Source organism: Rubrivivax gelatinosus (genome assembly GCF_004340905.1).
Classification (GTDB): Bacteria; Pseudomonadota; Gammaproteobacteria; order Burkholderiales; family Burkholderiaceae_C; genus Rubrivivax; species Rubrivivax gelatinosus.
The window spans coordinates 25514-45649 of record NZ_SLXD01000021.1 but is presented as its reverse complement, the minus strand read 5'-3'; the positions used below and the strand labels follow the sequence as shown (position 1 = coordinate 45649).

General features: G+C 71.8%; 21 protein-coding genes. 16 read left to right on the top strand and 5 right to left on the bottom strand.

The features are described from left to right. The first annotated feature begins 1 nt into the window (after position 1). Both EV684_RS24710 and EV684_RS22830 read left to right on the top strand, forming a co-directional pair. On the top strand, positions 2-97 hold the full coding sequence (locus EV684_RS24710; protein WP_132649649.1) for an IS3 family transposase: 96 nt from the start codon (positions 2-4) through the stop codon (positions 95-97). A gap of 542 nt (positions 98-639) precedes the next feature. Beyond that, on the top strand, positions 640-1143 hold the full coding sequence (locus tag EV684_RS22830; RefSeq protein WP_132649648.1) for an excalibur calcium-binding domain-containing protein: 504 nt from the start codon (positions 640-642) through the stop codon (positions 1141-1143). Between the two features lie 326 nt (positions 1144-1469). On the opposite strand, the gene EV684_RS22825 is transcribed toward EV684_RS22830, so the two are convergent. After that, positions 1470-3830, bottom strand: coding sequence for a phosphocholine-specific phospholipase C (locus EV684_RS22825; protein ID WP_132649647.1), 2361 nt, complete (start codon positions 3828-3830; stop codon positions 1470-1472). A gap of 257 nt (positions 3831-4087) precedes the next feature. On the opposite strand from EV684_RS22825, the gene EV684_RS22820 reads away from it, so the two are divergent. From EV684_RS22820 to ccmI, 13 genes are all read left to right on the top strand, one after another. Beyond that, positions 4088-5071, top strand: a complete 984-nt coding sequence (locus tag EV684_RS22820; protein ID WP_132649646.1) for a DnaJ C-terminal domain-containing protein — start codon at positions 4088-4090, stop codon at positions 5069-5071. Further along, positions 5068-5352, top strand: a complete 285-nt coding sequence (locus tag EV684_RS22815) for a chaperone modulator CbpM (RefSeq protein ID WP_132649645.1) — start codon at positions 5068-5070, stop codon at positions 5350-5352. Before EV684_RS22820 ends, EV684_RS22815 begins: the two co-directional genes overlap by 4 nt. A gap of 67 nt (positions 5353-5419) precedes the next feature. After that, the gene (ccmA, locus tag EV684_RS22810; protein ID WP_165908574.1) at positions 5420-6109 is read left to right on the top strand and encodes a cytochrome c biogenesis heme-transporting ATPase CcmA; all 690 of its coding nucleotides are present in this window, start codon (positions 5420-5422) and stop codon (positions 6107-6109) included. A 137-nt stretch (positions 6110-6246) separates the two neighbouring features. After that, complete coding sequence (locus EV684_RS22805; RefSeq protein WP_243651279.1) at positions 6247-6588, top strand: c-type cytochrome; 342 nt, start codon at positions 6247-6249, stop codon at positions 6586-6588. 12 nt (positions 6589-6600) lie between these two features. Then, on the top strand, positions 6601-7197 hold the full coding sequence (locus EV684_RS22800; RefSeq protein WP_132649643.1) for a NapC/NirT family cytochrome c: 597 nt from the start codon (positions 6601-6603) through the stop codon (positions 7195-7197). A 92-nt stretch (positions 7198-7289) separates the two neighbouring features. After that, the gene (gene ccmB / locus EV684_RS22795) at positions 7290-7958 is read left to right on the top strand and encodes a heme exporter protein CcmB (protein WP_132649642.1); all 669 of its coding nucleotides are present in this window, start codon (positions 7290-7292) and stop codon (positions 7956-7958) included. A gap of 11 nt (positions 7959-7969) precedes the next feature. After that, positions 7970-8713 carry a heme ABC transporter permease CcmC gene (gene ccmC / locus EV684_RS22790; protein ID WP_132649641.1) on the top strand — a complete coding sequence of 248 codons (744 nt, stop codon included), beginning with the start codon at positions 7970-7972 and terminating at the stop codon, positions 8711-8713. Positions 8714-8723: 10 nt separating this feature from the next. Then, on the top strand, positions 8724-8888 hold the full coding sequence (gene ccmD, locus EV684_RS22785; protein WP_132649640.1) for a heme exporter protein CcmD: 165 nt from the start codon (positions 8724-8726) through the stop codon (positions 8886-8888). Next, complete coding sequence (ccmE, locus tag EV684_RS22780) at positions 8885-9346, top strand: cytochrome c maturation protein CcmE (RefSeq protein ID WP_132649639.1); 462 nt, start codon at positions 8885-8887, stop codon at positions 9344-9346. Before ccmD ends, ccmE begins: the two co-directional genes overlap by 4 nt. Further along, positions 9343-11331 (top strand): heme lyase CcmF/NrfE family subunit, encoded by a 1989-nt coding sequence (locus EV684_RS22775; RefSeq protein WP_132649638.1) that lies wholly within the window; start codon positions 9343-9345, stop codon positions 11329-11331. The genes ccmE and EV684_RS22775 overlap by 4 nt, the downstream gene beginning before the upstream one ends. Further along, positions 11328-11852, top strand: coding sequence for a DsbE family thiol:disulfide interchange protein (locus EV684_RS22770; RefSeq protein ID WP_132649637.1), 525 nt, complete (start codon positions 11328-11330; stop codon positions 11850-11852). The genes EV684_RS22775 and EV684_RS22770 overlap by 4 nt, the downstream gene beginning before the upstream one ends. After that, positions 11845-12318: a cytochrome c-type biogenesis protein gene (locus EV684_RS22765; protein WP_132649636.1), complete on the top strand. Its 474-nt coding sequence runs from the start codon at positions 11845-11847 to the stop codon at positions 12316-12318. Before EV684_RS22770 ends, EV684_RS22765 begins: the two co-directional genes overlap by 8 nt. Next, on the top strand, positions 12290-13507 hold the full coding sequence (gene ccmI, locus EV684_RS22760; RefSeq protein ID WP_132649635.1) for a c-type cytochrome biogenesis protein CcmI: 1218 nt from the start codon (positions 12290-12292) through the stop codon (positions 13505-13507). Before EV684_RS22765 ends, ccmI begins: the two co-directional genes overlap by 29 nt. 63 nt (positions 13508-13570) lie before the next feature. On the opposite strand, the gene EV684_RS22755 is transcribed toward ccmI, so the two are convergent. The 4 genes from EV684_RS22755 to EV684_RS22740 all read right to left on the bottom strand — a co-directional run bounded on the left by EV684_RS22755 (position 13571) and on the right by EV684_RS22740 (position 19454). Beyond that, on the bottom strand, positions 13571-14512 hold the full coding sequence (locus EV684_RS22755; RefSeq protein ID WP_132649634.1) for an alpha/beta fold hydrolase: 942 nt from the start codon (positions 14510-14512) through the stop codon (positions 13571-13573). Between the two features lie 82 nt (positions 14513-14594). Further along, positions 14595-15278: a mechanosensitive ion channel family protein gene (locus tag EV684_RS22750; protein WP_132649633.1), complete on the bottom strand. Its 684-nt coding sequence runs from the start codon at positions 15276-15278 to the stop codon at positions 14595-14597. A 12-nt stretch (positions 15279-15290) separates the two neighbouring features. Continuing rightward, positions 15291-18659: a maltose alpha-D-glucosyltransferase gene (treS, locus tag EV684_RS22745; protein WP_132649632.1), complete on the bottom strand. Its 3369-nt coding sequence runs from the start codon at positions 18657-18659 to the stop codon at positions 15291-15293. A gap of 108 nt (positions 18660-18767) precedes the next feature. After that, a complete protein-coding gene (locus EV684_RS22740) occupies positions 18768-19454 on the bottom strand; it encodes an extensin-like domain-containing protein (RefSeq protein WP_132649631.1) in 687 nt (228 codons plus the stop codon). 67 nt (positions 19455-19521) lie between these two features. Here EV684_RS22740 and EV684_RS22735 point away from each other — a divergent pair, with 67 nt between their 5' ends. Continuing rightward, entirely contained in the window at positions 19522-20136 is a 615-nt protein-coding gene (locus EV684_RS22735) for an HAD-IA family hydrolase (RefSeq protein ID WP_165908573.1), read from the top strand.

Sequence of the window (20136 nt, the reverse complement as noted above, 5' to 3'; positions counted from 1 at the left end):
GCTGCTCAGCTACATCCAGTTCTACAACCAGCAGCGGCTACATTCGTCGATCGGATACCTGTCGCCTGCAGGCTTCGAGCGGAGCCTTGTTTCATAATGGTGTGTCCACTTTTGAGAAACAAGATCCTCGCTAGGTTCGACCCAATCATCTATAGGGGCTTCCACCGAGTCAACGCGCGATGGCTCCGGTAAATCGTCTTCCAGCCGAGGCGTGCGCCGCGCGGCTGCGTCGGGACAGAGAACGGACTGCACATCTACAGGCGGCCTTGTTGTACGGCCTGGCCGTGCGGGCCAAGATACGCTCGGCAGGGATCCGTTCGCTCTTCGTCGTCGCCTGTGGCGCGGCATGGGATTAGTCGAGCTTGCCCGCCGCCGGTCTGACCTTGTGTGATGCATCTTCTGCCGCACGCCTGGCGGAGGTCGGTGAGTTCGGGGATGGCTCTGTCACCAGGCTGCGGCGATCGCGCCGCCGGGTTTGCCACTGGCGTGGTCGGGATCGACGCGCTGGCCCTTGGCGAGTACCGCCCAGAGGACATGACCACGACGGCCTTCCGCCAGCCCACGCGCGCGTAGACTTTGACCAACCGCTTGAGTTGGACGCGAAGCGCAGTTCGAACCCTATATGGACGGGTTTCTTCCATGAGCATGAACGTGCAAACCGGGCTCGCGAGCGCAGGGTGGATCGACAGGGTGCTCGGGTGCTGGGACGAGCGGAGCCGACAGCTTCGTGCGCGCGTCGCGTCGCCGTCGTTGCTTTGCATCGTCGTCGCTGCAGTGACGCTCGTCCTGGCCGCCGCCGGGGCCGACGCGGCGTCAATGAACAAGTGCGTTATCAACGGCACCGTCACCTACCAACAAGCGCGGTGTCCTTCGACGCAGCCGCGCAAGGACCCGACGCTCGAGGAACTGAACGCCGCGGAGAAGGCTCGCCGTGCGGCGGCGGCTTCTGCGGCGGCTGCCAGCCGCAGAGAGACGGCGCCCGTGCCGGCCGCCACGTCGTCCCGATTCAGTTGCGACGGCCGCACGCGGTGCACGCAGATGCGCTCGTGCGAGGAGGCGAAGTTCTTCCTCGACCACTGTCCCGGCGTGCAGATGGACGGCGACCACGACGGCATTCCCTGCGAGCAGCAGTGGTGCCACTGACGCGCCGAACGAGGCGCGCCGCAACCTGCAAGCGCCCCTCCACCGCACCGGAGCCGGTCGCCGGGGCGTGTCCCGCAGTGAAGTATTAGGAGGAGGGCGGGCGCAGCCCGCCCGGGGGACATGAACGGAGGGACACGCCCCGGTGGCCGGCTCTCGCGCCGATGCCGGCATGTCGCAGCAAGCGAAACCGGCAGCGCGCGAAACACGACCAGAACGAAGAGGGCCGCCCCGCCCAACCAGAGCAGCAGCGACCCAAGAACCTCAAATCAAGGCGCCGGAGCGACGAGACGCGAAAGCCCCGCAACCCCCGGCGCCCCAGCCACCGATCAGAAGCTGTCCACCAGCCCCATCCCCGGATCGCTGACCGAGTGCCGGCCGGTCTCCATGCGCCCCGCCAGGCGGCGCAGGAAGCTCGGGTCCTGGTCGCTGGTGACGATGAAGTCGTACCACCAGCCGGTGGCGTCCAGGTTCCAGTACAGGGCCTGCTCGCCGCGGCCGCTGAACTTCAGCTCCCAGGCCGTGCCGCTGCCGCCGGCGGCGCCGCCGGTGCCGGTGGCCGTCAGGCTGCCGTAGACCTTGTTGGAGCGCACGCGCAGCGTCACCGGGCCGGTGCCGTCGTTGCGCGCTTCCAGCCGCAGGCCGCCGTTGCGCGGGTCGTAGCTCAGCTGCACCTCGGGCGACGGCGCCACGCGCGGGCGCAGAGCCGTCAGGTCGCCCTTGAAGCGGCGGTGGAAGCCGTTCGGGCCCAGCACCCAGAAGTCGTAGCGGCCGGCGTTGTCGGTCTGCACGTTCCACACGTCGTCCAGCAGGCGGCGCGGCTGCACCATGTAGCGGTGCGGCACCGGGTACTGCTGGTCGCGGAAGGCCAGCAGCGCGGCCGCGTCCGTCGGGATCGGCTGGCGGCTCGGCATCGCGTCGAGCTTGAGCTTGTCGTAGACGTGGAACACCGCCGCGGCGCGGCCGCTGTTGCGGAAGACGAGGCGCAGCTTGCCCGTGCGCTCCTGCACCTGCGCCACCACGTTCAGCTCGTAGGGCAGGGCGCGCGACGGCCGGTACCCGGTGGCCTGCGCCGGCAGGCCGCGGCCGGCGGGCGGCGTGATCTGCGGCAGCGCCTGCTGCGCGGCGCGCAGCGCGTCGGCCTCGGCCTTGGTCTTGCGGCCGGCCAGCGTCGGCAGCGGCTCGCGGTTCGGGTTGGCGAAGTTGAAGGCGCTCGTCAGGTCGCCCAGCACCGCGCGGCGGAACGGGGCGATGTTCGGCTCCTTGACGCCGAAACGCGCTTCCAGGAAGCGGATCACCGAGGTGTGGTCGAAGGCCTGCGAGTTGACCCAGCCGCCGCGGCTCCACGGCGAGATCACGTACATCGGCACGCGCACGCCGGGGCCGTAGACGCGGCCGTCCTGGGCGCCGTAGTCGTAGTTGCTGCCGCCCGGCTTGGGCTGGCTCTTGGTGCCCGGGGGCGAGGGGTAGGTGTTGTATTCGTAGGCCAGCTCGGCGGCCGACAGCGTCGTCTTGCCGGCCAGGCTGCCGTCGGGCAGCGGCGCCGGCGCGGCCGGCGAGGGCAGGTGGTCGAAGTAGCCGTCGTTCTCGTCGAAGTTGACGAAGAGCACGGTCTTGCTCCAGACGTCGGGGTTGGCCGTCAGCGCGTCCAGCACCTGCTGGATGTACCAGGCGCCCTGCACCGGGCTGGACGGGCTGGGGTGCTCGGAGTAGGTGGCCGGCGCCACCACCCACGACACCTGCGGCAGCCGGCCGTTCAGGCAGTCCTCGCGGAAGGTCTTGAAGTAGCCGTCGACATCGCCGGCGGTGCCCGGCATCGTGTTGGCCACGCCCTTGTACAGCGGGTTGTGGGCGTCGTCGCTGGCCGGGTCGTAGGCCGGGTAGGGGCCGCCGCTGGTGCCTACCGGCTTGCCCGAGGCCTGGTTGGCGGCGCGGTACTGCTTGAAGCCGACCAGCGAGTTGTCGCCGTAGTTGTCGGGCATGTTCTCGTAGACGATCCAGCTCACGCCGGCGGCCTGCAGGCGCTCGGGGTAGGTCTTCCACTCGTAGCCCACGCTGCCGTCGTCGCTGGGGCTGAAGCCGTCCCACTCGTTGTTCAGCGAGGCCACGCCGGTGCCGCTGGGGCCGTTGGTGCCGGTCCACAGGAACATGCGGTTCGAGTTGGTGCCGGTGTGCATCGAGCAGTGGTAGCCGTCGCAGACCGTGAAGGCGTTGGCCAGCGCGTACTGGAAGGGCATCTCGGCCTCTTCGTAGTACGACATCGAGGCCGTCTTCTTCACCGCCGGCCAGTAGCCGTAGCGCCCGTCCAGCCAGGCCAGCTGGCCGTCGACCCAGCTGTGCGGCGTGCCCGAGACACGCTGCGCGTTGCCCTGGGTCCAGTCCAGGTGGTAGGGCGTCACGGGGTTGCCGCTGGCGTCCAGCTGCTCCCAGACGCTGCGGCCGCCGGGCTGCGGCACCGTGAAGCGGTCGCCGAAACCGCGCGTGCCCTTCAGCATGCCGAAGTAGTGGTCGAACGAGCGGTTCTCCTGCATCAGGATGACCACGTGCTTCACGTCCCGGATCGTGCCGGTCTCGTTGTACGCGGGGATGGCCAGCGCCTTGCGGATGCTGGGCGGGAACGCGCTCAGGGTGGCCGCAGCGATGCCCGATTGGGCTGCGCCCTGGATGAACTTGCGACGGGAGGTGGTCACGTTGGTGAACTCCTGGTTTTTGGATGAAACGCTGCCCGGCACGCGGCCGCGGCAACGGGTTTTCGTCGGCCCCGGCTCGGGCGGCCGGGGCGTGTGCATCCTTGGCGGCGCGGGTGACAGCGGCGTGTCCGGCAGATGCCGGCGGCCGCGGCGCGGGGCCCGTTCCTGGGGCTTGATTCCGGCGGCGTTCTGTGCGGCTGCGGCCTCTTGAATCGGCCGCCTGCCGCCGCCATCTACCCGGTCGGAGGCATCACACGGTGGAGTTCAAGGACTATTACCAGGTGCTGGGCGTGGCCCGTGACGCGACGCAGGACGCGGTCAAGAAGGCCTATCGCAAGCTCGCGCGGCAGTTCCACCCGGACGTCAGCAAGGCGCCCGACGCGTCGGCGCGCATGAGCGAGGTCAACGAGGCCTACGCCGTGCTGTCCGACCCCGAACGCCGCGCCGCCTACGACAAGGTCGGCCGCGGCCACCAGGCCGGCGAACGCTTCACGCCGCCGCCCGACTGGGACGCCGGCTTCGAGTTCCAGGGCCGCGCCCCGGGCGGCGCCAGCGAGTTCGGCGGCGACTTCAGCGACTTCTTCGAGCAGCTCTTCGGCCGCGCCGGCATGCCGCGTGGCGCCGCCCGGCATGGCCGCGGCGGCGCGATGCGCGGCGAGGACCACCACGCCAAGATCGTGCTCGAGCTGGAAGCCGCGCTGCGCGGCGGCGTGCACCGCGTCTCGCTGCGCCAGCCGCAGCTCGGGCCCGACGGTCACGTCGTGCTGGCCGAACGCACGCTGGAGGTGACGCTGCCGCCCGGCGTGCGCCCGGGCCGGCTGGTGCGCCTGGCCGGGCAGGGCGGGCCGGGCCAGCCGCCGGGCGACCTGTTCCTGGAAGTGGTGCTGCACGAGCACCCGCGCTGGCGCGTCGACGGTGCCGACCTCGTCGGCGAGCTGCCGGTCGCGCCCTGGGAGGCGGCGCTGGGCGGCGTGCTGCCGGTGGCGCTGCCCGACGGCAGCACGCTGCAGGTGCGGGTGCCGGCCGGCGCCCAGGCCGGCCAGCGGCTCACGCTGCGCGGCCGCGGCCTGCCGGGCACGCCGCCGGGCGACCTGGATCTCGTCGTGCGCGTCGTGCTGCCCAGCGCGCTGGAGCCGCGGGCGCGCGCGCTGTACGAACGCATGGCGCAGGAGCTGCCGGACTTCGACGCGCGCAAGGTCGCCGCCGCCGAAGCCCAACGCCGTGGTGGAGACGAGCGATGAGCGAGAAGACGCTGCGCCTGCTCGACGAGGCGCTGCTCACCCTGGACGAACTCTGCCGCGCCGCCCCGGTGGCGCCGGGCTGGGTGGCCGAACGCATCGAGGCCGGCTTCGTGCGGCCGGCCGGCGGCGGCCGCGGCGACTGGCGTTTCGACGCCGTCGCGCTGCGCCGCGTGCGCCGCATGGCGCTGCTGGAGCGCGAGTTCGACGCCGTGCCCGAGCTGGCCGCGCTGGTGGCCGACCTGGAAGACGAGATCGCCCGGCTGCGCCGCCGGATGCGGTGAAGGCGCGACACGGCGCGTGACAGAATCGCGCGCCGCCGGCGCTCGCCGGCAACCGCTGATCACCGCCGTGGCCGACACCCCCCCCACCACCTCGCCGGGCTCCGGCCTCGAAGGGCGCGCGCTCGCCTGCCGGCGTGGGCGCCGGCTGCTGTTCGAAGGCGTCGACATCCAGTTGAAGCCCGGCAGCATCACCTGGCTGCGTGGCACCAACGGCAGCGGCAAGACCAGCCTGATGCGCATCCTCGCCGGCCTGTCGACGCCCGAAGCCGGCGAGCTGCTGTGGAACGGCCGCCCGGTGCGCGAAGCCGGCGCCGCCGCGCGCGAGGCGGTGCTCTACATCGGCCACGCCAACGCGATCAAGGACGACCTGACGCTGGGCGAGTCGCTGGCTTTCCTGGGCCGCCTGGGCGGCGTGGCCGACGCCGGCGAGCGCGCCGCCGCGGCGCTGGAGCAGGCGGGTCTGGCCGACCGCCGTGCGGCCGCGGTGCGCACGCTGTCGCAAGGCCAGCGCCGCCGCGGCGCGCTGGCGCGCCTGGCGCTGGACGAACGTGCTCGCACCTGGATCCTGGACGAACCCTATGACGCGCTGGACGCCCAGAGCACCGCGCGGCTGTCGGCACTGCTGCTGGCGCACGCCGCGCGTGGCGGTGCTGTGCTCTTGACCAGCCACCAGGTCGTCGAGCTCGCCGGTGCGGTGGAATACGACCTGGAAACACGACGCGCCCGCAACGCTCGCCGCGGCCGCGTAACGATCTGACAAACATCAAGAAAGCCGCGAAGATCGCGGCACGGCCGGTGCGGCACGGTTAAGGTCTGGACTCGGTCCAGATCGGCCGCCGCGGCGCCCGCCGCGCCACCGCCACAGCGGGTCCGAGACCTTTGCCGAGACGAACCGTGACCGCCTTCTCCCGCTTCCTGCGCCGCGCCGCGGCCCTCGTGCTGATCGCCGCTGTCGCCGCCCCGGCCTTCGCGCTCGACGAAGGCGCCGCCGAGGCCATGGTCCGGCGCAACAACTGCCTGAAGTGCCACGGCGTCGACAAGGACAAGGACGGCCCTTCGTTCCAGAAGACGGCCAAGAAGTACCGCGGCAAGGCCGGCGCCGTCGGCCGTGTGGTCGAGCACCTGACGAGCGGCGAGAAAGCCAAGTTCCCCGACGGCCACGAAGAGGATCACAAGATCGTGCGCGCCGAACGCGCCGATCTGGAGAACCTCGCGCAGTGGATCCTGTCGCGCTGAGGAAGGCCGCTCTTGGCGCTGGATTCCGGTCGACGTCGTTCCCGCTGGCCCTGGGCCGTGCTGCTGCTGGGCATCGTGCTCGGCGCGCTCGGGCTTGCCGGTTCGTCAGTGGCGCTGGACCGCGTCGAGACGCAGGCCTTCTGCACCTCCTGCCACACGATGCAGACGCCGGCGGCGGAGATGAAGTTCTCGCTGCACCACGCCAACCGCAGCGGCGTCGCCGCCCAGTGCGCCGACTGCCACGTGCCGCCCGGCACCGTGGCGCGTGTCTGGCGCCACCTGCAGGCGTCGCGCGAGCTCTGGCACGAGTGGCGGGGCACGATCGCCACGCCCGAGATGTACGAGATGCAGCGCCTGGAGATGGCGCAACGCGAGTGGGCGCGGCTGGAGGCCAACGGCTCGGCCGAGTGCCGCGTCTGCCATTCGTTCGAGGCGATGGCGCCCGACGTGCAGAAGAAGAGCGCCTACGCCCGCCACCAGCGCGCGCAGGCCGAAGGCAAGAGCTGCATCGCCTGCCACAAGGGTGTCGCGCACGAGCTGCCGCGCGAGTGGGTCGACCCCGACGAGGAGGCCTCGTCGCGCCCCGCCGACACGGCTGCGGCGGGGTGACCCCGCGTTTTCCCGGTGACCCAACGCCTCCTTACAATCGCCCGTCCTCAGCGCATGAGCCTCATGGCCCGTCTTCCCCGTCGATCCCGAGCATGAGTTCCGTGTTGCTGGCCACCACGCAGCGTGACCTGCTGCTTGCCGGGCGTCGGCGCATCGAGGCGCTGCTGCCGCTGGGCTTCTTCATCGTCGCCGCGGCGCTGTTCCCGATCGGCGTCGGCCCCGAGCCGCAGACCTTGCGCCAGATCGGCCCCGGCGTCGTCTGGGTCTGCGCGCTGCTGGCGGCGATGCTGTCGGTGACGCAGATGTTCGCCTCCGACCACCAGGACGGTTCGCTCGAGCAGATGCTGCTGGCGCCGCAGCCGCTGGTGATGCTGGTCACCGGCAAGGTGCTGGCGCACTGGCTGACGACGGGGCTGCCGCTGGTCGTCGCCGCGCCGCTGATCGGCCTGCTCTTCGACATGAACGGCCCGGCCATCGCCGCGCTGACGGCCACGCTGCTCGTCGGCACGCCGGTGCTGAGCCTGCTGGGCGCGGTGGGTGCCGCGCTGACGCTGGGCCTGCGCAGCGGCGCCGCGCTCGTCTTCCTGCTCGTGCTGCCGCTGACGGTGCCGACGCTGATCTTCGGCACCGGCGCTGTCGGTGCGGTCGAAAGCGGCCTGTCGCCGTCGGCCCATTTCTCCCTGCTCGGCGCGGTGCTGATCCTCACCGCACTCGGCGCGCCGCCGGCCACCGCCGCGGCGCTGCGCATCTCGCTCGACTGATCCCTCGGACCATGACCCAACGCCTGCGCTGGTCGACCTTTTCCGCGCCTTCGCGCTTCTATTCGATGGCCGGCCGCCTCGTGCCCTGGTGCTGGGCGGTGACGGTGCTGTTCGCCATCGCCGGCCTGTACGTCGGTTTCGGCATCGCGCCCACCGACTTCCAGCAGGGCGACGCCTACCGGATCATCTTCATCCACGTGCCGGCGGCCTGGATGTCGATGGTGATCTACCTCGTGATGGCCTTCTTCGCCGCCGTCGGCTGGGCGATGAACGCGCGCATGGCGTCGATGTACGCCCGGGCGCTGGCGCCCACCGGCGCGATGTTCACCTTCCTCGCGCTGTGGACCGGCGCGCTGTGGGGCAAGCCGACCTGGGGCACCTGGTGGGTCTGGGACGCGCGCCTGACCTCCGAGTTCATCCTGCTGCTGCTGTATTTCGGCTACATCGCGCTCACCGAAGCCATCGACGACGCGCGCCGCGCGGCCAACGCCGGGGCGCTGCTGGCCATCGTCGGCGCGGTCAATGTGCCGATCATCTATTTCTCGGTGAAGTGGTGGAACACGCTGCACCAGGGCGCCACCATCAGCATGACCGCCGCGCCGAAGATGGCCTCGACCATGCTGACGGCCATGCTGCTGATGACGGTGGCCTGCTGGGCCTACAGTTTCGCCGTCGTGTTCACGCGCGCCCGCGCCATCGTGCTGGAGCAGGAGTCGGACACCGATTGGGTCCGCTCGCTGACCGGCGCTCGTTGAGGGACCTCTGATGTACTGGAACTCCTGGGACGAATTCCTCGCCATGGGCGGCTACGGCCTCTATGTCTGGGGCTCCTACGGCGTGATGCTGGCCGTGATGCTGGCCGAGTCGCACCTGGCCGAGCGCCGCCGGCGCCAGGCCTTCGCGGCCGCGCGTGACGGGGGCGAACAATGAAGCCGCGCCACAAACGCGCCGCGATCGCGCTGGGCGTGCTGGCCGCCGTCGGCGCCGCCGCGGCGCTGGTGCTCAACGCCTTCAACAGCAACCTCGTGTTCTTCTACACGCCGACCCAGGTCGCGACCAAGGAAGCGCCCGAGGGCCGCACCTTCCGCATCGGCGGCATGGTGCGCGAAGGCAGCGTCGTGCGCGACGGCGTGATGGTGCGTTTCGTCGTCACCGACACCGCCCAGGACGTGCCGGTGCGCTTCGAAGGCGTGCTGCCCGACCTGTTCAAGGAAGGCAAGGGTGTCGTCGCCCAGGGCCAGCTCGGCGCCGACGGCGTGTTCACCGCGCGCGAGGTGCTCGCCAAGCACGACGAGAACTACATGCCGCCCGAGGCCGCCGACGCCGTGCAGCGCGCGGAGAAGATGAAACACAGCGCCGACACGCTGGCCACCGGAGACGCCAAGTGATCCCCGAACTCGGCCATCTGCTGCTGTTCTTCGCGCTCGCCGTCTCGCTGGTGCTGGGCGTGCTGCCGATCGCCGGCGCCCACAAGGGCCGCGGCGACTGGATGGCGCTGGCGCGCCCGCTGTCGGGCTGGCTGGCGCTGCTGGTCTTCGCCGCCTACGTGCTGCTGACGGTGTCGTTCCTGCGCCATGACTTCTCGGTCGCCTACGTCGCGCAGAACTCCAACTCGGCGCTGCCGGTGATCTACCAGATCGCCGCGGTCTGGGGCGGCCACGAAGGTTCGCTGCTGCTGTGGGTGCTGATGCTGGTCGGCTGGACGGTGGCCGTGGCGCTGTTCAGCCGCTCGCTGCCGCTGGCCTTCGTCGCGCGCATCCTGGGCGTGATGGGCCTGGTGGCCGCGGGCTTCCTGCTGTTCATGCTGCTGACCAGCAACCCCTTCGACCGCCTGATCCCGGCGGTGGCCGACGGCCGCGACCTGAACCCGCTGCTGCAGGACCCGGGCATGATCTTCCACCCGCCGGCGCTGTACATGGGCTACGTCGGCTTCTCGGTGGCCTTCGCCTTCGCGATCGCGGCCCTGCTGGGCGGCAACCTCGACGCCGGCTGGGCGCGCTGGACGCGGCCCTGGACGACCTGGGCCTGGATCTTCCTCACCTTCGGCATCGCGCTGGGCTCCTGGTGGGCCTACAACGAGCTCGGCTGGGGCGGCTGGTGGTTCTGGGATCCGGTCGAGAACGCCTCGTTCATGCCCTGGCTGGTGGGCACGGCGCTGATCCACTCGCTGGCGGTGACCGAGAAGCGCGGCGGCTTCAAGGTCTGGACGGTGTGGCTGGCGATCGCGGCGTTCTCGCTGTCGCTGCTGGGCACCTTCCTCGTGCGCTCGGGCGTGCTGTCCTCGGTGCACGCCTTCGCCACCGACCCGCGCCGGGGCCTGTTCATCCTCGTCTTCCTGGTGCTGGTGATCGGCACGTCGCTGGCGCTGTTCGCCTGGCGCGCGCCCAAGGTCGGCCTGGGCCAGCGTTTCGGGCTGCTCTCGCGCGAGTCGCTGCTGCTGGTCAACAACATGGTGCTGACGGTGGCCACCGGCGCGGTGCTGCTGGGCACGCTGTACCCGCTGTTCCTGGACGCGCTGGGCATGGGCAAGATCTCGGTCGGCCCGCCGTACTTCGACACCGTCTTCGGCCTGCTGATGGCGCCGCTGGTGCTGGTGCTGGGCTTCGGCCCGCTGACACGCTGGAAGCGCGACGAACTGGGCCCGCTGCTGCGCCGCATGGTGCTGCCGGCGGCGCTCACGCTGGGCGCCGCACTGGCCACCGGCTGGGCCGCGGGCCGCATCTCGGCGGCCACCACGGGCGGCCTGGCGATGGCCTACTGGATCCTGTTCTCGACGCTGGTCGACCTGCGCCATCGGCTGTGGCCGGCCGGCGCCCAGGCGGGGCAGCTGCTGCACCGTGCGCGCCTGATCCCGCGCGCCGTGGTCGGCATGATGCTGGCCCACCTGGGGGTCGGCGTCTTCGCCTTCGGCGTCGCGATGGTCAACACCTACGAGACCGAACGCGACGTGAAGATGGCCCCCGGCGACACCACCTCGATGGGCGGCTACACCTTCACGATGAAGGAAGTGCGCGAGGTCCAGGGGCCGAACTTCGTCGCCGCCGAGGGCCTCATCGAGATCACGCGCGACGGCCAGCCGGTGGGCACGCTGGCGCCGCAGAAGCGCATCTACCTCGTGCAGCAGATGCCGATGACCGAGGCCGCCGTGCACGGCAACCTCTGGCGCGACCTGTACGTGTCGATGGGTGAACAGATCGAAGGCGGCGCCTGGGTCGTGCGCGTGCACTACAAGCCCTTCGTTTCCTGGATCTGGGGCGGCTGCCTGCTGATGATGGCCGGCGGCCTGCTCGCCGCGGCCGACCGCCGCTACCGCGTGCGCCAGGCCGCCCCGGCCGGCGCGGCGCGTTCCGCTTCCGTCGAGAGCCACGCATGAACCGTTTCCTCTGGCCGCTGGTGGCCTTCCTGGTGCTGGTCGGCTTCCTCGCCGTCGGCCTGGGCCTGAACCCGCGCGAGGTGCCGTCGCCGCTGATCGACAAGCCGGCACCCGAGTTCCGCACGACGCTGCTGCACGAGCCCGAGCGCAGCCTCGGCAAGCAGGATCTCGTCGGCAAGGTCTGGATCCTCAACGTCTGGGCTTCGTGGTGCGTCGCCTGCCGCGAGGAGCACCCGGTGCTCGTCGAGTGGACGAAGAAGGCCGGCGTGCCGGTCTACGGCCTGAACTACAAGGACGAGCCGGGCGCCGCCAAGCAGTGGCTGCAGCGCCTGGGCGACCCGTACACGGCGTCCTTCGTCGACCGCGACGGCCGCATCGGCATCGACTTCGGCGTCTACGGCGTGCCCGAGACCTTCGTCGTCGACAAGAGCGGGGTCATCCGCTACAAGCACATCGGCCCGGTGACGCCCGAAGCGCTGCGCGACACGATCGAACCGCTGGTGAGGAAACTCAATGGCTGAGCGCTTCACCGCCTGGGCGCGGCGTCTCGCGCTCGTGCTGGCCTGCAGCGCCGGCCTGGCGGCCCAGGCCGCCGAGGCGCCGCCGGTGGCCGAGGACCCGGTCGTCGAGGCACGCATGATCAAGCTCGCCGAGGAGCTGCGCTGCCTGGTCTGCCAGAACGAGACCATCGCCGCCTCGCACGCCGACCTCGCCGTGGACCTGCGCCAGCAGATGCGCGAGATGCTTCACAAGGGCATGAGCGAGGACGACATCCGCGGCTACATGACCGAGCGCTACGGCGACTTCGTTCTCTACAAGCCGCCGTTCAAGCCCGAGACCGCGCTGCTGTGGGTCGGCCCGCCGGTGCTGCTGGCACTGGCGCTGGCGGCCCTGTTCATCACCTTGCGCCGGCGCCAGCGTGCCGCGCCCGAGGCCTTCGATCCCGACACCCCCGACGATGATGACGAACCCCGCCTCCCTCGATGAGCTCAAGCGCCAGCTCGCCGAGCTGGACGAACTGAGCCGCCAGGGAGTGCTGACCGGCGATGCCGCGCGCAGCGCCCGCGAAGACCTGGAACGCCGCATCGTCGCCGCCGTCACCGCGCAGGGCGCGGCCGGCTCCGGTGCTGCCGCCGCTGCCCCCGAGCCGGTGCCGCGCGTGCCGCGAAAGCTCGCGCTGGCGATTGCCGCCTTCGTGCTCGTCGCCGGTGCCGCCGGCTACGCGGTGCATGGCGACTGGCCGGGCTGGAAGGTCGGCCCGCCCGACCCGGCGCTGCGCGAGCAGACCGCCGCGGCGCAGGACGGTGCGCCCAGCCAGCAGCAGATCGAGGGCCTGGTCGGCGTGCTCGAGGAGCGGCTGAAGCAGGAGCCCGGCGATACGCAGGCCTGGCAGATGCTCGGCCGCACCTACGCCGCGCTGGGCCGCGCCGACGAGGCGCTGAAGGCCTATCGCAAGGTGAGCGAACTCAAGCCCGGCGACGCCCAGGCGCTGGCCGACCTGGCCGACGCCATCGGCATGGCCAACAACCGTTCGCTGGACGGCGAACCCGAGAAGCTGATCGCCCAGGCGCTGAAGGCCGATCCGGACAACGTCAAGGCGCTGGCGCTGGGCGGCACGATCGCCTTCAACCGCGAGCAGTATCCGAAGGCGGTCCAGCTGTGGGAGCGGGCGATCCGCAACGCCGGCCCGACGGGCGAGTTCGCCCAGCAGCTGCAAGGCGCGGTCGACGAAGCGCGCAAGCGCGGCGGCATGCCGTCGGCCCCGCCGGTGGCCCAGGCCGCGCCGCAGGCGCCGGCCGTGCCGGCCAGTGCCGGCGCCGCGGCCGCCGCGGGTGCCGTGATCACCGGCCGCGTCGAGCTGGCGCCGGCGCTGCGCGAGCGCATCGCCCCGGGCGACACGGTCTTCGTCTTCGCACGCCCGGCCGAGGGTTCGCGCATGCCGCTGGCCATCGTCAAGCGCACGGCCGCCGAGCTGCCGTTCGAGTTCACGCTCGACGACAGCCAGGCGATGACGCAGGAGATGCGGCTGTCGATGCAGAAGAACGTCATCGTCGGCGTGCGCGTCAGCAAGACCGGCGACGCGATGCCCAAGGCCGGCGACCTGCAGGGCACGAGCCAGCCGGTGGCCGTCGGCAGCCGGGGCCTGCGCCTGGTCATCGACGAGACCGTCAAATGACGAAGGCCCGCCGGTGGCGGGCCTCGTGAACGAGGAAGGCCCGCTCCGGCGGGCCTTCGTGCGTCAGACCGTCTCGAGCACCGGCCGCGGCGCGGCCGGCGTCGGCGCGGCGAGGAAGTTGTCGAGCTCGTTGAAGAACGGGCGCGGCACTTCGAAGTACGGCATCGCGCCGGTCGGGTAGACCGAGAAGCGCCAGTTCGGCTTGCCGGCGACGATGGACATCGCGCGGTAGTCGGTGAAGTCGCCGAGCACGCCGTGGCTGGCCCAGACCGGCTGCGCGATCGACTCGTAGACACGCTGGATGTCGGCGCTGAACAGATTGCCGGCCAGGAAGGCCAGCGGCGCGAAGCGGGCGCCGGGCTGGCGCGCGGTGGCCACGCAATAGGCCCACAGCGTTTCGTCGATGCGCTTGCTGCCCCAGGTGCGTTCGAGGAAGTAGCGCACGACGCCGGGGCGCGTCAGCAGCCGGTACAGCGGGTCGGACCAGAGCTTCGCCGTCAGCAGCCGGTGCAGCCAGGGCTTGCCCAGCGTGCTGCCGTCGGGCCCGCGCAGCGTGCGCGTGCCGCTGAAGCCGGTGGGGCTGACGAGCGCGACGCGGCCGAAGGCCTGCGGTGCTTCGAGCGCGGCGCGGGCGACGAACTCGCAGCCCAGCGACACGCCGAGCACGTCGACCGGGCCGGGGCCGCAGCGTTCGCGGATCGGCCCGAGCATCGCCAGCACGGCGTCGGTCATCAACTTCGGGGTGTAGTCGCGGTCGCTGCGCTCGCTGCTGCCGAAACCCGGCAGGTCGAGCGCGAAGACCGTGCGGCCCTGGGCCGCGTGCTCGAAGATCGGGCGCACGTCGGCCGCCGAGCCGGCGGCGTTGACGCTGTGCACCAGCAGCAGCGGGCGGCCGCGGCCGGCGACGTAGTAGCCGAGGTCACCCAGCGTCCGGTGCTCGCCGGCCAGGGCCGGCGGCAGCGGGGTGTGCGGGGCGGCGGAGGGGGGCGAGGTGTGCTTGTCCATGGCCTCATCGTCGCCCGAAGCGCGGTCTCGCGCGGTCGGTCCGGCGCGCAGCCCCGTGTAGGACAGGGGCTCGCGTGAATCCTCAACGCCCGCGGGGGTCGTCGCGGCGCGGGAACCAGTGTTCGATCAGCGCCGCGGCGCGGTCGCGCCCGCCGATGCCGAAGGCCAGCGCGAGCGCGAACACGATGCCGGTCAGCAGGATCAGGAAGGTCTGCTGCACCAGGCCGCCGCCGATGTCCAGGTGGTCGATGGCGATCAGCAGCACGAAGGTGACGATCGCGTACTGGACGATGCGCGCCAGGATCTCGGCGTCGCCGATGCCCGAGGCGCGGCACCAGGCCAGCACCGACTGGCCGACGAACCGCGCGAAGTACAGGCCGAAGACCAGCACCAGCAGCGCCACCAGCAGCCGCGGCAGGAACAACAGCACGCGCGACAGCAGCTCGGTGACCTGCGACAGCCCGAGGCCGTTGAACGCCACCACCAGCGCGCCCAGCAGCACGAGCCAGAAGACGATCAGCGCGAACAGGTCGCTGGTCGTCTTGTCGGTGCCGCCCTGCTGCAGGAAACCGTCGAAGCCGGCACGTTCGGTCAGCACGTGGAAGTTCAGCGCCTTCAGCGCCCGCCCGGTGGCGTAGCGCGCGGCCTTGGCGAGCAGCCAGCCGGCCACCGCGATGGCCAGCGCGATGCCCAGCCGCGGCAGGAAGGCGCCCGCCTGCGCGAGCAGCGTGCGCAGCGGATCGAAGGCGAGGTCCAGGGTGTCCATGGGAATCTCCGTCTACGGGCCGAGCCGGCGGGCGAGCGTCGCCAGCGCGGCCAGCGGGGCGGTGGCGCCGGCGGGGCGGCGCCGCAGTTCGTCGTGCAGTTCGTGCAGCGCGGCCTCGATCTCGAACAGCGCGAGCGTCGAGGCCGGGCCTTCGATGGCGTCGCGGCCGGCGACGAGCCCCAGCGCCAGCGCCCGTTCGGCATAGGTCTGCACGAAGGTGCGGCGCAGTTCGTCGGCCCAGGCGTCGGCCAGCGCCTCGCGGCGCCGGTTCTCGGCCTCGGTGTGGGCGCCACGCTGCAGCGCCGCGACACGCACCTGGTCCAGCGAGTGCAGCAGCCCGGCAGCGTCGCGCAGCGGCGACTGGCGCGCCCGGCGCTCGGCCGCGGGCAGCGTGGCGTCGCCTTCGAAATCGGCGAGCACGAAGTCCTCGTGCACCAGCAGCACCTCCTGCAGCCGCAGCGCGCCGTGGATGCGGATCTTGGGCCCGCCGGCGCCATGGGCGGCGCAGGCCGACAGCGTGTCGCGCAGCGCCGGTTCGGCGGCGGCCAGGCGGCGCGCCAGCGCCTGCTGGGCCGAGGGCAGGCGCGGCGCCGCGTCGGCCAGCAGCGCCAGCGTGGTGTGCGCGAGCTGCGTGGCCGTGGCGGCCCAGCGGCGCAGGTCCTCGGGCTGCAGCAGCTCGGGGTCGAAGGCCGGGTCATCGCGGCGTTGCGACAGCGCCTCGTGCAGCGCGGCGACACGTTCGGCCAGCGCGCGCACGCGCGCCAGCAGCCCGCCTTCGGCCGCGCCGACGGACTCGGCCGGCGCCGGCGCGGCACGTTCGAGATGGCGCGTGAGCTGCATCAGCGCGAAGTCCCAGGCGTTGCCCTGGTGCACCACCCAGGGCTGCAGCACCGCCAGCGTCGACACCGTGCCGTCGGCCGCGACGTGCTCGACATGGCCCACCGGCACGACGGCGTGCTCGAAATGCGCCACCTCGCGCAGCTGGCGGCCCATCTCGACCTCGACGTTGATGCCCGGCCGCAGCCGGCGCAGCAGCTTGACGAACAGGCGGTCGCCGAGCTGCAGCGTCGTGTTGCGGCCCTGGGGCACGGCGCGCACCGGCAGCGTGTCGAGCTCGGCGGTGATGGTGTCGGCGTCGAAGCCGCGCAGCGCGACGAAACGGATCTGGCCGCCGCCGGACGCCGGCAGGCTGCGCCCGGCGGCGACCGCGGCCACCAGCGCGCGGCAGAAGGCCTCGTCGCCGCCGGCGTCGCCCAGCAGGCCGACGCGCGCCTGCATGCGTGCCTTGGCCAGCGCCGCGGGCCCGAGCTGGCCGAGCCGGCCCTGGTCGGCCTCGTCGTCCTCCCAGGCCACGGCCAGCGGCGAGAACCAGCGTGCGTCCTCGTGCGGGCCGCCGCGGGTGTCGACCAGCGCCAGCAGCCATTCGCGCCCGTCCTGGGCCAGCGTCGCGTGCTCGGCGATGCGCGCCTGCGCCGGCGGCTCGCCGGCGTCGAACCAGCGCTGGCGCGCCAGATGCGGCGGCAGCAGCTCGTCTTCCAGCTGCGCCAGCGTCTTGCCGGCCATCGCGATGCGCCAGGGCACGACACGGTCGCGGAAGAAGCTGTTCCAGCCGTCGAACATCACCAGCACCGGCAGGTGCTCGACCGGGCGGCGGTCGGCGTGCCAGTCGGGCGGCGCGGCGTCGGTGGCCAGGCGGAACCAGAAGAAGCCGTGGCCGGCCAGCGTCAGCAGGTAGGGCAGCTCGCCGATCGGCGGGAAGGCGGTGTGCGCGCCCATCTCGACCGGCACGCGGCCCTTGTAGCGCGCCAGGTCCAGCTCCACCGGCTGCGGCGCGCCACCGAGGTTGGCGACGCAGAGCACGACCTCGTCGCCCAGTTCACGCAGGTAGGCCAGCACCTTGCGGTTGCCCGGGTGCAGCATGCGGATGCGGCCGCGGCCGAAGACCTGGGTCGAACGCCGGATCGCCAGCATGCGCCGCGTCCAGTTCAGCAAGGACGAGGCGTCGCGGCTCTGGGCCTCGACGTTGACGGCCTCGAAGCCGTAGACCGGATCCTGGATCGGCGGCAGGTACAGGCGCTGCGGGTCGGCGCGCGAGAAGCCGCCGTTGCGGTCGCTGGTCCACTGCATCGGCGTGCGCACGCCGTCGCGGTCGCCGAGGAAGATGTTGTCGCCCATGCCGATCTCGTCGCCGTAGTACAGCACCGGCGAGCCCGGCATCGACAGCAGCAGGCTGTTCATCAGCTTGATGCGCTCGGCGTCGTTCTCCAGCAGCGGCGCCAGGCGCCGGCGGATGCCCAGGTTCAGGCGCGCACGCGGGTCGGCGGCGTACATCGAGTACATGTAGTCGCGCTCGCGGCTGGTGACCATCTCCAGCGTCAGCTCGTCGTGGTTGCGCAGGAAGATGGCCCACTGGCACTGCGGCGAGATGTCCGGCGTCTGCTGCAGGATCTCGACGACGGGGTGGCGATCCTCCTGCGCGATGGCCATGTACATGCGCGGCATCAGCGGGAAGTGGTAGGCCATGTGGCATTCGTCGTCGTCGCCGAAGTACTCGCGCACGTCCTCGGGCCACATGTTGGCCTCGGCCAGCAGCAGCTTGCCGGGGTACTTGGCGTCCAGGCGGTGGCGGATCTCCTTGATGACTTCGTGCGTCTCGCGCAGGTTCTCGTTGCTCGTGCCTTCGCGTTCGATGAGGTAGGGGATGGCGTCGAGGCGGAAGCCGTCGACGCCCTGCTCGAGCCAGAACTCCATGATCCCGAACACCGCCTCGCGCACCGCGGGGTTGTCGAAGTTCAGGTCGGGCTGGTGGCTGAAGAAGCGGTGCCAGAAGTACTGGCCGGCGACTTCGTCGTAGGTCCAGTTGGACTTCTCGGTGTCGGTGAAGATGATGCGCGTGCCGGCGTAGCGCGTCGGGTCGTCGCTCCAGACGTAGAAGTCGCGCTCGGGCGAGCCCCGCGGCGCGCGGCGTGCACGCTGGAACCACGGGTGCTGGTCCGAGGTGTGGTTGACGACGAGTTCGGTGATCACACGCAGCCCGCGTGCATGGGCCTCGGCCACCAGCCGGGCGACGTCGGCGGCCGTGCCGTAGGCCGGGTTCACGGCCATGAAGTCGGCGACGTCGTAGCCGTCGTCGCGCTGCGGCGAGGGGTAGAAAGGCAGCAGCCAGATCGTGTTGACGCCGAGGTCGCGCACGTAGTCCAGCTTGGCGATCAGCCCGGGGAAGTCGCCGATGCCGTCGCCGTCGCTGTCGGCGAAGGCCTTGATGTGCAGTTCGTAGATGACCGCGTCCTTGAACCACAGCGGATCCAGCGCCGGAGCGGCGGTGTCGGCAGGCGGCTGGGTCTGGGAGGCGGGGATGGCGCTGAGGTCTTCGCCCTTCATGGTCCTCTTGGCGGGTACGACATCGGGCCTGGTGGCACGGCCCGCCGCCGACCGTAACCGATCGGCGCAGCGCGGGCGAAATCCTCCGGCGGGGGAGGGGGCTTAGCCTCAGCGGCAGAGGCGGTAGGGGCCGCGGTCCAGGTGCAGATGGTCGGCATGGGCGTGGTTGTAGTCCGGGCCGAACACGCCGTCGAAGAAGCCGCAGGCGCCGGCGTGCAGCTCGTGCAGGAAGGCGGCCTCGGCGCCGCCGGCCGTCCAGTGGGCCAGGACACGCACGCGGCGGCCGTCGGCCAGCACGACACCGGCGAGGTCCAGCGCGTCGGCGCGTGCATGCCGGCTCCAGGCGCCGGCCTCGCGACCGTAGACGCGGCGGCAGGCATAACTGCCGAAGTGCTCCAGCCGCCGCACCGGCACGCCGAAGTGGCGTTGCGCCGCCGGCTGCAGCACGTGACGCTCCCACAGCGCCAGCGAGGCGGCGGCGCGGCAGGACAGCAGCGTCGGCGCCAGCACCGTGCCCGCGGTGCGGCGCAGCAGCACGGCGTCGTCGAAGCCGCAGCCTTCGGGGCCCGCGCGCGGCGACTGGGCCTTGGCGTCGAACCCGGCCGCGGCGACGAAGGCTCGGCAGGCGCCGGGCTCCTGCTCCAGCCGCGACAGCTTGTGCCGCGTGAGCCAGCCCGGCGCCTCTTCCAGCGCCAGCGGCGCCCAGGGGTTGTGCTGGTCGGGGATCGACCACAGCCGCCCGTGCGACAGCGCGAGCGCCAGCAGTGCGGCCAGGACGAGGACGGACCAACGCATGGCCGTCGGACGCCGGCCGCGGCGCCGGGTTCCGCAGCCCCCCGCGCGGCAGCGGGACAATCGGACCATGCCTTGCGTCCCCCAAGCCTTGTTGTTCGACGTCGGCGGCGTGCTGATCGACGTCGATTTCGCCCGCGTGCTGAGCGCCTGGGCGCCGTTGTCGGCGCTGCCCCCCGACGAACTGCGGCGGCGTTTCGCGGCCGACGAACCGTATCGCCGCCACGAACGAGGCGAACTCGTGTCCGAGGCCTACTTCGCGCATCTCGCCGACACGCTGCAGCTGGCGGCGACCCCGGCGCAGGTCGAAGCCGGCTGGAACACGATCTTCGGCCCGGAGATCGTCGCGACGCGGCGGCTGCTCCAGCAGGCGTCGCGGCGGCTGCCCTGTCACCTGTTCTCCAACACCAACGCCAGCCACGCGCGCGAGTGGCTGCGGCGTTATCCGGAGCTGGTGGCCAGCGTCGAGCGCATCTTCCTGTCGCACGAGATGGGCTTGCGCAAGCCCGAGCCGGCGGCTTTCGCCTACGTCTGCGACTCGCTGGGGCTGGCGCCGCAGGGCGTGCTGTTCTTCGACGACCTGGCGGAGAACGTCGCCGCGGCGCGCGAGGCCGGCCTGCAGGCGGTCGTGGCGGGCTCGCCGGGCGACGTCGAGGCGGCGCTGCTCGCCGCCCGGCTGATCTGA

Bases quoted from the DNA above. Each gene is read 5' to 3' on its own strand.
- EV684_RS22830 (WP_132649648.1), top strand. From the start codon at position 640: ATGAGCATGAACGTGCAAACCGGGCTCGCGAGCGCAGGGTGGATCGAC.
- EV684_RS22815 (WP_132649645.1), top strand. From the start codon at position 5,068: ATGAGCGAGAAGACGCTGCGCCTGCTCGACGAGGCGCTGCTCACCCTG.
- ccmB (WP_132649642.1), top strand. From the start codon at position 7,290: ATGAGTTCCGTGTTGCTGGCCACCACGCAGCGTGACCTGCTGCTTGCC.
- ccmC (WP_132649641.1), top strand. From the start codon at position 7,970: ATGACCCAACGCCTGCGCTGGTCGACCTTTTCCGCGCCTTCGCGCTTC.
- ccmD (WP_132649640.1), top strand. From the start codon at position 8,724: ATGTACTGGAACTCCTGGGACGAATTCCTCGCCATGGGCGGCTACGGC.
- ccmE (WP_132649639.1), top strand. From the start codon at position 8,885: ATGAAGCCGCGCCACAAACGCGCCGCGATCGCGCTGGGCGTGCTGGCC.
- EV684_RS22770 (WP_132649637.1), top strand. From the start codon at position 11,328: ATGAACCGTTTCCTCTGGCCGCTGGTGGCCTTCCTGGTGCTGGTCGGC.
- EV684_RS22765 (WP_132649636.1), top strand. From the start codon at position 11,845: ATGGCTGAGCGCTTCACCGCCTGGGCGCGGCGTCTCGCGCTCGTGCTG.
- ccmI (WP_132649635.1), top strand. From the start codon at position 12,290: ATGATGACGAACCCCGCCTCCCTCGATGAGCTCAAGCGCCAGCTCGCC.
- EV684_RS22755 (WP_132649634.1), bottom strand. From the start codon at position 14,512: ATGGACAAGCACACCTCGCCCCCCTCCGCCGCCCCGCACACCCCGCTG.
- EV684_RS22750 (WP_132649633.1), bottom strand. From the start codon at position 15,278: ATGGACACCCTGGACCTCGCCTTCGATCCGCTGCGCACGCTGCTCGCG.
- treS (WP_132649632.1), bottom strand. From the start codon at position 18,659: ATGAAGGGCGAAGACCTCAGCGCCATCCCCGCCTCCCAGACCCAGCCG.
- EV684_RS22740 (WP_132649631.1), bottom strand. From the start codon at position 19,454: ATGCGTTGGTCCGTCCTCGTCCTGGCCGCACTGCTGGCGCTCGCGCTG.
- EV684_RS22735 (WP_165908573.1), top strand. From the start codon at position 19,522: ATGCCTTGCGTCCCCCAAGCCTTGTTGTTCGACGTCGGCGGCGTGCTG.